The following is a 13,563-nucleotide window of genomic DNA, read 5'->3' as shown; positions in this document are numbered from 1 at the left end:
ATATGAAAACACAGCTGTGCTTAATAGCGTCAAATATAAATAAATTTAGAAATTTGGTTCGCATATTCAATGACGTTCTGCGCGATTTCGCCTCTAAACTCGTCTTCTGTATAAGTGCTTAAAGGACAGCTGACGGACAGCACAGCCGTTACATCACCGCTGGCTTGGCTGTAAATAGGCGCAGCGCAGGCAGCCATGTCGGTATTAAAATGCCCCCAGCTCACCATGAAGGGCTGCTTACGCACCTCATTTAAACGCGCCAGCAGTGATTTGATGTCTCGCGGTGTGCGTTCTGAATAGACCTTCCAGTCTGTAAAGTTTTCATAGCGCTGAATCACTTCCGCCTCAGGCAGGCGCGACAGGATTAATTGCCCAATAACGGTTGCATGCGCATGCCAGCGCGTGCCGATATGTACATTGCTGGTGAATGGCCCAATAGACTGCACATTGCTGATAAAAACAATATCTGTGCCTTCCAAGATAGAGAGATGCACCGCAATTTTAATCTGGTCGCGCAGATTGCGCATGATTGGTGCGGCCAGTTCCGTTAAAGATGATTTAGATAGACTGTTATAGCCCAATTCCATCACATTGCTGTTCAGCGCAAAGGTTTTTTGCGACATTTTTCTTAAGTATCCGCAATGCTCCAATGTATGAATCAATCGGAATGCGCTGGAACGGTTCACGTCAATTTTTTCTGCAATTTCAGAAATGGTCATTTCCTGATTGCTTTGATCAAATAATTTTAATATGGCTAAGCCGCGTACCAAACCGGGTACTAAATAACGCTCATCATTATTAGAGTCAGTTTCCTGCTCCAATAGGGCATCTGTAGTTGTGGAATTCATTGCCAAGCTAACCTGTATTTATGCTGATTTATCTCCTCGCTTGAGAAGATCTATGCCTATTTTAACGGGGTATTTTTAATATCACAATGTTTCGTATATAAATAAATATTTCGCATTTAAAACATTTCAAAATGTTTAATTTTAATAAGTTATTGAATTTTAAAGTTATATAAAAATTGACAACTAAATTGGTCAGGTATTATTCTATTATTAATGTTTTAAATATCAAATTATGTTTTACATATAAAACACGGAAGATGAGCACATGAACTGGATATCTGTTTGCAAGGTGAACGAAGTCGCTGAGGAAGAACCTAAAGCGATTGAGGTTGACGACAAAAAGATTGGTGTCTTTGTGATCGAGGAAAATTATTTCGCTGTTGAAAATGTCTGCCCGCATGCATATGCATTGTTGACTGAAGGCTTCATTGAAGGACTCACAGTTGAATGCCCGCTGCACGAAGCAATTTTCAATTTGGAAACGGGCGCTTTAGAAAGCGGTCCAGGGTGCAGAGATTTGTGCACTTACCCTGTCAGAGTTGAGAACGGAGAAGTTCAAATTCAGCTCTAAGCAGTGAAGCAAAGGAAATATTCACATGAAAGAATTTAATGAAAAGCTCGCGAGATGGATCAATGCAACGCCTTCGACCGAAGCAGGTATCAACAATATTCAAATCCCTGGAGATGTTGAGCACCTAGTTTGGCAGAACCGCAGCCGAGCACCGAGCCAGTACGAACTGGACTTTGTACAGCATTTAATTCAAGCCTTCAGTAATGATGTGACTGAACTGGATGCATTAACCGAAGCGCTGAATCAGCAAGGGTTTAGAACGGTAGCGGGTGATGTATGGACCGCTGAAAGCTTCTCGAAAGAGATGCAGCGTCTAGGCTACTAAGAAAAGGATTTCATCATGACGACAGAAATTAATTTAGAACAATATTTGGATCTTGGTCTGCGTGATCAATGGTATCCAGTATTGGCCAGCTGGGAAGTGGGTTCAAATCCAGTCGGCATTACCCGCTTAGGCGAAAATATTGTGGTATGGCGTGATGAGCAAGGCGCTGTACATGCCTTGGAAGACCGCTGTCCGCACCGCGGTGCACGTTTATCTTTAGGCTGGAATCTGGGTAACCGCGTAGCGTGCTGGTATCACGGTGTAGAAGTGCGTCATGACGGCGTAGTGGAAGATGTGCCAGCGGTACATGATTGCCCGCTTAAAGGCAGTGACTGTGTGAAGTCTTATCAAGTGAAAGAACTGAATGATGCGATCTTCATTTGGTTTGGTATTGATGATGCAGAAGCGCCTGCAGAACTGGTTTTGCCGGATCAGCTTGCAACTGAGGAGTGGAGTTCATTCCTTTGCATGGCAGATTGGAAAGTGAACCATCAATATGCCATTGATAACGTGATGGACCCAATGCACGGCACATACCTGCATTGCACATCGCACTCTATGGCAGACGGTGAACGCACGGCAGAAATGAAGCATCGTGCTACTAAAGATGGCTTTGTTTTTGAAAAAGAAGGCCAGACGGGTGTGAACTTTGACTGGGTTGAATACGGTCAAACAGGTGCTGCGTGGCTGCGTTTATCTATTCCTTACCGTAAGTCATTTGGTCCGGGCGGCGAGTTCTGGATTGTCGGTTTTGCAACACCGATTGATGCCAATAACACCCGCGTATTTTTCTGGCGCTGCCGTAAAGTCTCTGGCTGGCAACGTAATGTATGGCGCTTCTTGTACCGCAACCATCTTGAGCAATTACATTGGGATGTGTTGGAGCAAGACCGCATTATTCTTGAAAACATGGCGCCAAATGCGCGTCAGCATGAATTTCTTTATCAGCACGATGTCGGGCTTTCACGCTTACGCCGCTTAATGAAAAAAGAAGCGGAAAAGCAGATTAAGAAAATTACGGCATTACGCGGTGCGCAAGATTCAAACCGTATTGATATGAAGGAAACTGCCAATGGCTAGCCTACAGATTTTAGCGGGCAAGCGCATTTTAGTGACTGGTGCAGCGCGAGGCCTTGGGCGCGATTTTGCTCAAGCGGCTGCAGAAGCTGGCGCTGCGGTGGTCATGGCAGATATTTTGACGGATTTGGTGCAGTCAGAAGCTGAAAAGTTAGCGCATGCAGGTTTTCAGGTATCTGCCGTCAGTATCGATTTAAGTCAAAAACAGTCTATTCAACATGCGGTGCAAACTGCTGTTGAAGCCCTTGGTGGTTTAGACGGTCTAATTAACTGTGCTGCCTTAGCTACAGGCGTAGGCGGTGTGGACATGATGGGCTATGACGAAGCGCTTTGGGACCGAGTAATGACGGTCAATGTCAAAGGTACATGGCTGGTTTCTCAAGCTTGCGTGCCGCATTTAAAAGCTTCAGGTCAGGGCAAAATTATCAATATTGCATCAGACACTGCTTTATGGGGCGCACCGAAGTTGATGGCTTATGTGGCCAGCAAAGGTGCAATTATCTCGATGACCCGTTCCATGGCAACTGAATTAGGTCCAGACAATATTTGTGTCAATACCATCAGTCCAGGGTTGACCTTGGTTGAAGCCACAGAATATGTACCTCAGTCGCGTCATGATTTGTATGTCAATGGAAGAGCAATACAGCGTCAGCAGCTTCCACAGGATGTAAACGGCACAGCGATTTATCTGCTTTCAGATTTATCTTCTTTTGTGACTGGACAGAATATTCCTGTGAACGGCGGTTTTGTATTTAATTAAGGAGCACGACATGATTACAGGAATTGAAGTCCTTAAATTTGGTGTCGAAAACCGCCAAGAGGCGAATACTTTTTTAACTGATTTTGGCTTAAAAGCTGTTGATTCAGATATTGATGCTACAGATTTATATCAGACCCAAAATGGCAGCAAAATTTACCTGTTTGATATTGCAGATGCGCGCTTGCCGCCAGCGATTGAAGCAGGTTCAACACTGCGTGAAGTGACATGGGGTGTTGAAAATGAACAAGACTTTGAACAGTTAAAAGCAAGTTTAGCCAATGAAGCAGGTTTTGCCAGCTCGACTTCACATGTGCAGTGCCGCGATCCTAATGGCATGACCATTGTGTTTGAAAAAAGCATTACACATGAGCTTCCTGCAGCAAAAACCGAAGGCATCAACCAATTTGGCAATATTCAGCGTGTGAACGCAGCCAGCCCAGTGTATGAAAAAGCTGAGCCTGTCGATATTGGCCATGTGGTGTTTTTCACGCCAGATTTGGAAGCCACGCAAGCGTTTTATATTGAAAAAATTGGCTTTCATTTGTCAGATGCTTACCGAAAGCGCGGTGCATTTTTACGCTGCCGCGGTGAAGGTTTCCACCATGATTTATTCCTGCTGTCTATTCCGAATAAGCCTGCTGGCTTAAACCATGTAGCTTTTGTGGTGCGTGATATTCATGAAGTGATTGGCGGCGGTTTGAGCATGAACCGTCAAGACTGGTCAACCTTTATTGGTCCGGGCCGCCACCCGATTTCATCGGCGTATTTCTGGTATGTCAACTCGCCATTGGGCGGTGCTTTTGAGTACTACACCAATGATGATTACCTGACAGAAGAATGGCAGCCGCGTGAAGAAGAACACAGCTTGGAGCTGTTTACGGAGTGGGCAATTGAAGGCGGTTTAGATCATGAAACCCGCCGTCAGGTCAAACCCGCTTAAAGTCCAATCAGGATAAGGAGATCAGCATGGACAGGATTGTAATTGTGGGTGCAGGGCAGGCCGCTGGCTGGGCAGTGCATACGCTGCGCGGTCAAGGTTTTGGCGGTGAAATTCATGTGGTATCCAATGAAGATCAAGTCTTTTATGAGCGTCCGCCATTGTCTAAGCAAGTATTGTCGCAGGAAGCGGCAGTTGAAAGCCTAAATTTATTTTCTGCAGATCAGGTCAATGATTTTTCAGTGACATGGCATAAGCCAGACCATGCGGTCAAATTGGATAAAGCGGATAAAACCGTGCATTTGGAAAGCGGCAAAGTGCTGGCATATGACAAGTTGCTGATTGCCACGGGCAGCCGAGCACGCGTTCCTGTTTCTGCATGGTCCAGCATGCACAACGTTTACACCATGCGTGACATTAAAGACTGCCAAAAATTGGCTGAAAAATTTAAGTCAGCAGAGCATATTGCAGTGATTGGCGGCGGCTGGATTGGTCTTGAAATTGCAGCCACTGCACGCAAGCAGGGCAAGCAGGTTGAAATTTTTGAATACGGCTCACGTCTTTGCGCACGCAGTGTGAGTCCTGAAGTCTCAGATTATTTAAAGCAATTGCATGAAGATGCAGGCACGGCCATTCATCTCAATGCCACCAAGCTGCATTTGATCGAAACAGCTGATCAGAAAGTCGAAGTTTTTGATGCAGACATAAAATTAAAGCAGTTTGATTGTGTGGTGGTGGGTGCAGGTGCGGAAATTGCAAAGGAATTGGCTGCTTTAGCTGAACTCGAAGTTAAAGATGGCATTGTGGTAAATGAATTTGGCCAAACATCCGATGCAGATATTTATGCTGCGGGCGATGTAGCGATTCACCCCAATTTGGGCTATTGCATCCAGTCTTGGGCCAATGCGCAAAATCAGGCGATCGCGGCTGCCAAATCCATGCTTGGGGACATGACTGCTTATCAAGATATTCCTTGGTTATGGTCAGATCAATATCAATGCAACATTCAAATTTTAGGCACTTATCAACCTGAAAAAACACATCAGGTGGTGATTCGTAAAACTTCAGATTTGCAAATAACGTTTTTTTATTTGGATGAACACAATCAACTGCTCAACATGATTGCAGTCAATGACTCAAAACTGGTGAAACTGGCAAAACGTTGGATGGCCAGCAGCCGTGAGTTGGATCCAGCTCAATTGCAAGATCCTGACTTTAATCTAATGAAGCTTAAGTAATTGTTTTAACCCAAATATTAGACCATGTAATAAAGGATTTACCCATGGATAGTGGTGCAAAAACAGGGTTTAAGCATTGGACACCGGCAATCATTTTAATGATCTGCGTGGTGCTGGCTTTCTTTGACAAAATCAGTATTGCCGTATTGTTTTCTGACGCGACTTTTCAGAATGCGATGGGCATTGGACAAGACAAGGCCAAACTGGGCTGGCTGATGACCAGTTTCCTGTTGGCTTATGGCTTTTCATCAATGTTTTTAAGCTTTTTAGGCGACATTTTTTGTCCTAAAAAGATGCTGTTCTGGAGTGTGAGCTCTTGGGGAATGCTGATGATTCTGATGGGCTTCACCACAGATTATTCAGCGATGTTAACACTCCGTGTACTGCTTGGTTTGGCAGAAGGTCCTTTATTCGCCTTGGCCTATACCATTGTGAAACAAACTTACACAGACCGTCAGCAAGCGCGTGCATCAACCATGTTTTTATTGGGCACACCGATTGGCGCATTCTTAGGTTTTCCTATTACCGCATTCGTCCTAGCGCACTATGACTGGCACACCACCTTCTTTGTGATGGGTGCAATGACGTTTGTCGTACTGGGTTTAATTGTCTTTGGCCTACGCAATTTACAGCTGAAACGTACTGTGGATTTAGAAGGTGTGGGCAAGCGCGTGAATTTCAGTACGCATTTGAGCAATACCAAAGCATTGTTCAGCAACAGCGCATTTTGGTTGCTGTGTGTGTTCAATATCGCGTTGATGACTTACCTGTGGGGCTTGAATAGCTGGGTGCCTTCGTACCTGATTCAGGACAAAGGTTTCAACTTGAAAGAGTTCGGTATTTACTCAAGCTTGCCGTTCATAGCCATGCTGATTGGTGAAGTGGCTGGCGCATTCCTTTCCGACAAGATAGGCAAGCGTGCGATTCAAGTCAGCGGCGGTTTATTGGTCGCAGGTATTTTCATGTACGTGATGGTCATTGCGACCAATCCAATGCTGGTGATTTTGGCGATGTCGCTCAGCGCAATGGCTTGGGGTTTTGGTGTCGCAGCGGTGTTTGCTTTGCTGGCGCGTATTACCACAGCAGATGTCGGCGCAACCGCAGGCGGCATTTTCAATGGCTTGGGCAACTTTGCCAGCGCAGCAGCGCCTGTGATTATCGGCGCAATTGTGATGCAAACCGGCAGTTTTAATATCGGCATTACTTTCTTGGCTGCGGTGGCCGTGATTGGTTCCTTCTTCTTGGCGCCATTGCTGAAACGCTACTGATTGAGCTGTATTAAAAATTAACACACGCGCTCAGGAAAACAGCTGAGCGCGTAAAGAACACCCTGAATGAAATTGCTCCAATACTAAAAAGCTTTGGAGCTGAAAAGGAGATAGTCATGTCTGTACAACAATTTGAATCTTGGACACAGCCTGAAGGCCAATCATTGGAAGACTGGATTGGTGGACGCATCGCGCGCTTTGAAACGCGTCAATATGATTTTGATGCACTTAAATTCCAAGCGGATTACGACCCGAAATACCGCCGCGCACAGATGCGTTATATGGGTACAGGCGCAACGGGTGTAGCAAATGATGGCAATACCGTTCCTGCAGAAAACTTTACCTTTTCTACGATGGTGCTGCCGCCGCAATGTGAAGGCCCGCTGCATATTCATCACGATGTAGAAGAAGTGTTCTTTATGCTGCGCGGTGAAATTGACCTGTTCATTGAACACGACGGCCAAGAATATTCAACCCGTTTAAAAGAGCGTGATTTGATTTCAATTCCGCCGGGCATTTACCGCGGCCTATTTAACCCTGGTACTGAAGATGCCTTGATGTGCGTAATGCTCGGTACGGGTAAGCCGACCATTCCGAACTATCCACCTGAGCATCCGCTGTCTCAAATCAAGCGTTAATTTTAGGAAGTAAAGAGATGACTTTAATCGAGCAATTGGCGCAGTTTGAATTGAAAATGATTCAGTTTGACGGCGTGCAGCAATCTTACCGCGAAGCGGGTACAGGAAAAGTTCTGGTGTTGCTGCATGGCATCAGTTCTGGCTCGGGTTCTTGGGTCAAGCAGCTGCAAGATTTAAGTCATCATTTTCATGTCATTGCATGGGATGCGCCGGGCTATGGCCAGTCGGACCGTTTAGTTACAAAGCCAAATGCAGCAGATTATGCAAAACGCTTAAAAGGCATGCTAGATGCTTTAGATCTGAACTTAGGTTCGGGTCAGGGCCAAGAACAAATTATTTTAGTTGGGCATTCTTTAGGTGCAATGCAAGCTGCGGCTTTTAATGCGCTGTATCCAGATGCTGTAGAGGCTTTAGTGATTGCTAATGTGGCGCAAGGCTACAAAGGCAGTGATGCACAGAAACAGCAGGATGTCTTTGAAAAGCGTCCCAAAATGCTGCAAACACTGGGCGCATCTGGCATGGCGCAATCACGCGGGCCGCATTTGGTGGCCAATGCTTCAGCTGAGGCGCTAGCGCTGATTGAAGCGGTGATGCACAACATTCATTTAGATGGTTTTAGTGATGCATCGTACCTGTTGGCTTATGACGCAATCCAAAGCTATTTAAATCCAGAACAGCACAATATTCATGTGATTAAAGGCATGGCGGACGGCATTACGCCTCCACAAGATATTCAAGCATTGGCAGATCAGTTTCAGCTGAAGCCGTGTTACGACATTGCCGCTGCGGGCCACTTAAGTTATTTGGACCAAGCAGAGCAATTCAACCAAATTTTATTGTCGCTTAATTAAGCACTGATGTGAGATAGGGAAATGAGCTTCCAATTAGAAGGAAAAAAAGCAGTAGTCACCGGCGGCTCGTCTGGCATTGGGCTGGCAACGGTAGAACTCTTAGTTGCGGAAGGCGCGCTTGTGGCATGGTGCGGCCGTGATGAGCAGCGTTTAAATGAATCTAAAGCGCTGATTTTATCGCGCTATCCAAATGCCAAAATTTTTACTGCGACTTGTAATGTTTTAGACAAAGCGGATGTTAAACGCTTTGCTAAACAAGTGAATAGCGAATTTGGCGGTGTCGATATTTTAATTAACAACGCAGGCCAAGGCCGTGTTTCTAATTTTGAAAATACAGTGGATGAAGATTGGATTAAAGAAGTTGAACTGAAGTATTTCAGTGTGCTGCATCCAATCCGCGCATTTTTGCCTGCGCTGCAGCAGTCGGCTTGTGCATCGATCACCAATGTCAATTCTTTGCTGGCGCTGCAGCCAGAGCCGCATATGATTGCGACCTCATCTGCACGGGCAGCATTGCTGAATCTAACCCATTCGTTGGCGCATGAATTTTCTCAGTACAACATCCGCGTGAACTCGATTTTATTGGGCATGGTGGAATCTGCACAGTGGAAACGCCGCTTTGCAGCCCGTTCTGATCATAACCAAAGCTGGGAAGAGTGGATTGGCAATATTGCCAAAAAACGCGGTATTCCAATGGCACGTTTGGGCAAGCCTGAAGAGCCGGCGCGCGCTTTGGTGTTCTTGGCATCGCCAATGGCGTCATACACCACAGGCTCTGCGGTTGATGTGTCTGGCGGCTTTAACAAGCATTTATAAGGTGAGCGTATGAAACAGTTAATGATGATTGGTTTTGGCGCAATGGCAAATGAAGTCCGTAGCCATTTGCCTAAAGACCTTGAGCTGAAATGGGTGGTGGTGCCTGAGCGCAGTATTCAAAACGTACAGCAAGAAGTGGCAGCCGATGTTCAAGTCATTGCCAATATTGATGACTGTGACGGCACACCAGACTACGTGATTGAAGTGGCAGGTCAGGCAGCAGTCAAAGAACATGCTGCAAAAGTGCTGGAAAAAGGCTGGAACATTGGCTTGATCTCTGTAGGCACATTGGCTGACAGCGCTTTCTTTGAACAGCTGCAAAATACAGCAGAGCAGTCTGGTGCGCATATTCATTTGCTGGCAGGCGCAATTGCAGGAATTGACGGTATTTCGGCTGCCAAAGAAGGCGGTTTGGAAAAAGTCACTTATAAAGGCTGCAAAAGCCCAAATAGCTGGCGCGGCAGTTATGCGGAAAAGCTGATTGATTTAGATCAAGTGACTGAAGCAACCGTTTTTTATACCGGAACTGCACGTGAAGCTGCGTTGAATTTTCCAGCCAATGCCAATGTGGCGGCCACCATTGCGCTGGCAGGCATTGGTATGGATGAAACCATGGTTGAACTGACGGTTGATCCGAACATCAGCCAAAACAAACATACCATTATTGCCCAAGGGCGGTTTGGTCAAATGAGTATTGAAATGATTGGAGTGCCTTTGGAGAGTAATCCAAAGACTTCAACATTGGCCGCATTGAGCGTGATCCGTGCGTGCAGAAATAGCGTAGATGCGATTCAGATTTAAAGGGATTGGGTGAGTGTCATGGTAAAAGAAATTTATATTGCAGGTGAATGGCGTTTAGGCCGCGGCAACGTGATTCAAAGCGTTTTTCCAGCAGACAATTCAGTCAATGCGGAAATCTCAACCGCAACTTTGGAAGATGTTGAAGAAGCGATTACAAAGGCCGATCAAGCTTGGCGTAAGCCAGAGTGGCGCAATTCTTTGCCGCATGAGCGCGCAAAAATTTTGTACCGCGTAGCCGACATTATTGAAGCCCGCGCAGATGAATTGTCTAAATTACAAACGCGTGACAACGGCAAGCCTTTAGCTGAAACACGTGCTTTGGTGATGAGCGCGGCAGCAACTGCGCGCTTTAATGCAGCAGCATGCGAAACTTTTAATGAAGAATTGACTACGCAACGTGCACAAGATTTTTTGACCATGAGCGTGCATGAACCAGTGGGTGTGGTAGCAGCCATTACTCCTTGGAATTCTCCAATTGCCAGCGAAGTGCAAAAATTGGCGCCAGCCATTGCAGCAGGCAACGCGGTGATTTTAAAACCTGCCGAAGCGACGTCATTAATTGCCTTAGAACTGGCTAAAATCTTTGAAGAAGCAGGCTTGCCGAAAGGCATTTTGAGTGTACTGGTTGGACGTGGTTCTGTCATTGGCGATGCTATTGCACAGCATCCTTTGGTTCGCAAAATTTCGTTTACGGGCGGTACATCTACTGGCCGCCACTTGGCGCATATTGCCGCTGAAAAGCTGATTACCACATCTTTAGAGTTAGGTGGTAAATCTCCAACGATTGTACTGCCAGATGCAGATATTGAAATTGCAACCAAAGGCATTGCTTACGGTATTTTCAGCTCGGCAGGTCAGGCGTGTATTGCAGGTTCGCGTCTGTTCATCCATACGTCAATTTATGACAGCTTCTTAAAACGTTTGGTGGAGATCACTGAAGGTTTACGTGTGGGGCATCCTGAACAGCCAAATGTGCATATGGGCTCATTGATTAACCAAAAACATTTGGAATCTGTGCACCGTTATGTGGAATTAGCCAAAGCTGAAGGCGGTACGGTAGTCACTGGCGGTGAGGCGATTACAGAAGGCGAGTTTGCCAAAGGCAGTTTCTACAAGCCCACGATCATTACGGGTTTAAGCAATAGCGCGCAAACCTGCCAAGAAGAAATTTTTGGCCCTGTATTGGTGGTTATGCCATATGACAACGAAAAAGACTTATTTGAACAAGCCAATGACAGCTGTTTTGGTTTAGCCGCAGGCATTTGGACAGAAAGCTACCGTAAAGCATGGAAAATTGCCCGTTTGCTGGAAGTGGGCACAGTGTGGATCAACACCTATAAAAAATTCTCTATCAGCGCACCATTTGGCGGCTTTAAAGACAGCGGTATTGGCCGTGAAAAAGGGCGCCTCGGTATCCTGTCGTATATGCAGCAAAAAAGTATTTATCTGGGTTTAAACGAGCAAGCCAATCCATGGTCGGACTAGCAGCTAAACACCCATAAACAACGAATTGAAAAAATTAAGGAAAGAACAATGACTGAACGTGTAAATGTAGGCGAAGCAATCGCTCGAGTATTAGAACAGCACAATGTAGACAGCATGTATGGCGTGATTTCTATTCACAACTTGCCAATTGCTGATGCTGTAGGCCGGCGTGAAAAAATGCGTTTTGTTGCAGCGCGCGGTGAAGCAGGTTCTGTCACCATGGCGGATGCACATGCACGTTTTAAAGGCTTAGGTGTGGCCTTGACCAGTACGGGCGCAGGTGCAGGCAATGCCGTAGGTTCATTGATTGAAGCAATGAATGCTGGCAGTCCAGTGCTGCATTTAACAGGTCAAGTGGAACGTGAATATTTAGACCGCGATGCCAGCTTCATTCATGAAACTAAAGACCAGCTGACTTTCTTAAAAGCATCGAGCAAAGCAGCTTTTCGTATTACCAGCCCAGACAATGCTGTCGGTGTAATTCGTGAAGCAATCCGCGTTGCGACGACTGTTCCTATGGGTCCAGTAAGTGTAGAAATTCCAATTGATGTGCAAGCGGCTGAGATTGATTTGCCCGCCAATCTTGGTCCAGTAAAAGCCATGCAATTGCCGCAGGCGGAAGTTGCTGAAATTGACATGATTGCAGATGCATTGAAAAAGGCGAAGCGTCCACTACTTTGGATTGGTGGCGGTACGTTAAATGCAGTTGCAGAAGTGAAAGCGCTTGCAGATTTGGGTATTCCTGTGGTGTCTTCTACACATGCACGCGGTGTATTGGCTGATGACCATCCGCGCAACTTACGTGCATTCCATAACTCTGCAGCCGTTGAAAAACTGATGAAAGAAGCGGATTTATTTATTGTTGCAGGCTCACGTCTACGCAGTAATGAAACCAAGACTTACTCAGTAGAATTCCCTGAAAATATTATCCAAATTGATGCCAACCCAGTGGCGCAGCAGCGTAACTATAAGGTTTCACAATTTGTCTGTGCAGATACCAAAGATACTTTTGCACGTGTACTCAGCGCTTTAAATGGCGTGAGCAAAATTGATGCCGCTTATGATGCAGACATTAAAGCCGCACGTGAACATGCAGTAGACGCACTGCGTACGCAAATGGATCAATACGCATTGATTTGTGATCACTTGCGTGCAGCTTTGCCAGAAGACGGTATTTTTGTACGCGACATCACTATGTCAGGCAGTACATGGGGCAGCCGTTTGTTCCCAGTGCAAACCCCAAATAAAAACATTCACTCATTGGCAGGTGCAATTGGCCTTGGTCTTGCACACGCGATTGGTTCATCTATTGCTAACCCAGACAAAAAAGTCGTTGGGCTAGTGGGTGATGGCGGTTTGATGCTGGGTATCGGTGAGATTGCCACCATGGCGCAAGAAAATACCGACATGGTGCTGATGGTCATGAACGACGGTGGTTATGGCGTCATGCGCGGTATTCAAAATAATTACTTTGGCGGCCGTCAATACTTTAACGAACTGCATACGCCAGACTACTGTTTATTGGGCGAGTCGATGGGCGTGAAGAGCTGGAAAGTCGGCAGTGCAGACGAATTTAAAACAGCAATTCAAGAAGCGATTGATTTGAATGGCCCAGCAGTGATTGAACTGGATATGAACGCCATTGGCCCATTGAAATTTGCTGGTCCACCGCAGAAAAAATTGTACTAATTCATCCTTAGAGGATGAACCATATTTGAAGCAATTCCAGAAGGCAATTTCCCAACAGGGAGATTGCCTCAGGCATGGGGGGCCGTTAGAGCTGATTCAATTATTGTTGCCATTGGTGCAGCGTTTAAATCAGCCCAAGCGGAAATGCCAAAAGACTCAAAACTTAAATCCTTACAAGGAATGTAGGGCGTTTAAGTTCAGCCAGCCTGTTTTTTAAAACAGCCAGCGACGCAGCGCTAAATTTTTTTAGCCAAAATGA

Annotated in this window: 14 protein-coding genes; 13 read left to right on the top strand and 1 reads right to left on the bottom strand. The window is 45.9% G+C overall.

Annotated elements, in window-relative coordinates; translation table 11 throughout:
- Positions 1 to 29: 29 nt before the first annotated feature.
- Positions 30 to 848 carry an IclR family transcriptional regulator gene (locus B9T34_RS02020; RefSeq protein ID WP_086211476.1) on the bottom strand — a complete coding sequence of 273 codons (819 nt, stop codon included), beginning with the start codon at positions 846 to 848 and terminating at the stop codon, positions 30 to 32.
- A 265-nt stretch (positions 849 to 1,113) separates the two neighbouring features.
- Between B9T34_RS02020 and nirD the strand changes: the two genes are divergently transcribed.
- The 13 genes from nirD (at position 1,114) to B9T34_RS01955 (ending at position 13,304) form a co-directional block, all read left to right on the top strand.
- Positions 1,114 to 1,419 (top strand): nitrite reductase small subunit NirD, encoded by a 306-nt coding sequence (nirD, locus tag B9T34_RS02015; RefSeq protein WP_086211475.1) that lies wholly within the window; start codon positions 1,114 to 1,116, stop codon positions 1,417 to 1,419.
- Positions 1,420 to 1,444: 25 nt separating this feature from the next.
- Positions 1,445 to 1,744, top strand: coding sequence for a recombinase-like helix-turn-helix domain-containing protein (locus B9T34_RS02010; protein WP_086211474.1), 300 nt, complete (start codon positions 1,445 to 1,447; stop codon positions 1,742 to 1,744).
- A gap of 15 nt (positions 1,745 to 1,759) precedes the next feature.
- A complete protein-coding gene (locus tag B9T34_RS02005) occupies positions 1,760 to 2,824 on the top strand; it encodes an aromatic ring-hydroxylating oxygenase subunit alpha (RefSeq protein ID WP_086211473.1) in 1,065 nt (354 codons plus the stop codon).
- Positions 2,817 to 3,581, top strand: coding sequence for an SDR family oxidoreductase (locus B9T34_RS02000; RefSeq protein ID WP_086211472.1), 765 nt, complete (start codon positions 2,817 to 2,819; stop codon positions 3,579 to 3,581). The genes B9T34_RS02005 and B9T34_RS02000 overlap by 8 nt, the downstream gene beginning before the upstream one ends.
- 10 nt (positions 3,582 to 3,591) lie before the next feature.
- Complete coding sequence (locus tag B9T34_RS01995) at positions 3,592 to 4,521, top strand: VOC family protein (protein ID WP_086211471.1); 930 nt, start codon at positions 3,592 to 3,594, stop codon at positions 4,519 to 4,521.
- 26 nt (positions 4,522 to 4,547) lie between these two features.
- On the top strand, positions 4,548 to 5,756 hold the full coding sequence (locus tag B9T34_RS01990; RefSeq protein ID WP_086211470.1) for an NAD(P)/FAD-dependent oxidoreductase: 1,209 nt from the start codon (positions 4,548 to 4,550) through the stop codon (positions 5,754 to 5,756).
- A 44-nt stretch (positions 5,757 to 5,800) separates the two neighbouring features.
- Complete coding sequence (locus tag B9T34_RS01985; protein ID WP_086211469.1) at positions 5,801 to 7,024, top strand: MFS transporter; 1,224 nt, start codon at positions 5,801 to 5,803, stop codon at positions 7,022 to 7,024.
- A gap of 116 nt (positions 7,025 to 7,140) precedes the next feature.
- Positions 7,141 to 7,662, top strand: a complete 522-nt coding sequence (locus B9T34_RS01980; protein WP_086211468.1) for a cupin domain-containing protein — start codon at positions 7,141 to 7,143, stop codon at positions 7,660 to 7,662.
- A gap of 17 nt (positions 7,663 to 7,679) precedes the next feature.
- A complete protein-coding gene (locus tag B9T34_RS01975) occupies positions 7,680 to 8,513 on the top strand; it encodes an alpha/beta fold hydrolase (protein ID WP_086211467.1) in 834 nt (277 codons plus the stop codon).
- A gap of 21 nt (positions 8,514 to 8,534) precedes the next feature.
- Positions 8,535 to 9,329 (top strand): SDR family oxidoreductase, encoded by a 795-nt coding sequence (locus B9T34_RS01970; RefSeq protein WP_086211466.1) that lies wholly within the window; start codon positions 8,535 to 8,537, stop codon positions 9,327 to 9,329.
- A 9-nt stretch (positions 9,330 to 9,338) separates the two neighbouring features.
- A complete protein-coding gene (locus B9T34_RS01965; RefSeq protein ID WP_086211465.1) occupies positions 9,339 to 10,130 on the top strand; it encodes an aspartate dehydrogenase in 792 nt (263 codons plus the stop codon).
- A gap of 18 nt (positions 10,131 to 10,148) precedes the next feature.
- Complete coding sequence (locus tag B9T34_RS01960) at positions 10,149 to 11,615, top strand: aldehyde dehydrogenase (RefSeq protein ID WP_086211464.1); 1,467 nt, start codon at positions 10,149 to 10,151, stop codon at positions 11,613 to 11,615.
- A gap of 48 nt (positions 11,616 to 11,663) precedes the next feature.
- Positions 11,664 to 13,304: a thiamine pyrophosphate-binding protein gene (locus tag B9T34_RS01955; protein WP_086211463.1), complete on the top strand. Its 1,641-nt coding sequence runs from the start codon at positions 11,664 to 11,666 to the stop codon at positions 13,302 to 13,304.
- Positions 13,305 to 13,563 lie beyond the last annotated feature (259 nt).

The organism is Acinetobacter sp. ANC 3813 (assembly GCF_002135435.1).
In the GTDB taxonomy this organism is placed as follows: Bacteria; Pseudomonadota; Gammaproteobacteria; order Pseudomonadales; family Moraxellaceae; genus Acinetobacter.
The sequence above is the reverse complement of the archived record's forward strand: the minus strand, read 5'-3'. Positions and strand labels throughout refer to the sequence as shown.

Coding starts and splice junctions, on each gene's coding strand:
- B9T34_RS02020 (WP_086211476.1), bottom strand. CDS start 848: ATGAATTCCACAACTACAGATGCCCTATTGGAGCAGGAAACTGACTCT.
- nirD (WP_086211475.1), top strand. CDS start 1,114: ATGAACTGGATATCTGTTTGCAAGGTGAACGAAGTCGCTGAGGAAGAA.
- B9T34_RS02010 (WP_086211474.1), top strand. CDS start 1,445: ATGAAAGAATTTAATGAAAAGCTCGCGAGATGGATCAATGCAACGCCT.
- B9T34_RS02005 (WP_086211473.1), top strand. CDS start 1,760: ATGACGACAGAAATTAATTTAGAACAATATTTGGATCTTGGTCTGCGT.
- B9T34_RS02000 (WP_086211472.1), top strand. CDS start 2,817: ATGGCTAGCCTACAGATTTTAGCGGGCAAGCGCATTTTAGTGACTGGT.
- B9T34_RS01995 (WP_086211471.1), top strand. CDS start 3,592: ATGATTACAGGAATTGAAGTCCTTAAATTTGGTGTCGAAAACCGCCAA.
- B9T34_RS01990 (WP_086211470.1), top strand. CDS start 4,548: ATGGACAGGATTGTAATTGTGGGTGCAGGGCAGGCCGCTGGCTGGGCA.
- B9T34_RS01985 (WP_086211469.1), top strand. CDS start 5,801: ATGGATAGTGGTGCAAAAACAGGGTTTAAGCATTGGACACCGGCAATC.
- B9T34_RS01980 (WP_086211468.1), top strand. CDS start 7,141: ATGTCTGTACAACAATTTGAATCTTGGACACAGCCTGAAGGCCAATCA.
- B9T34_RS01975 (WP_086211467.1), top strand. CDS start 7,680: ATGACTTTAATCGAGCAATTGGCGCAGTTTGAATTGAAAATGATTCAG.
- B9T34_RS01970 (WP_086211466.1), top strand. CDS start 8,535: ATGAGCTTCCAATTAGAAGGAAAAAAAGCAGTAGTCACCGGCGGCTCG.
- B9T34_RS01965 (WP_086211465.1), top strand. CDS start 9,339: ATGAAACAGTTAATGATGATTGGTTTTGGCGCAATGGCAAATGAAGTC.
- B9T34_RS01960 (WP_086211464.1), top strand. CDS start 10,149: ATGGTAAAAGAAATTTATATTGCAGGTGAATGGCGTTTAGGCCGCGGC.
- B9T34_RS01955 (WP_086211463.1), top strand. CDS start 11,664: ATGACTGAACGTGTAAATGTAGGCGAAGCAATCGCTCGAGTATTAGAA.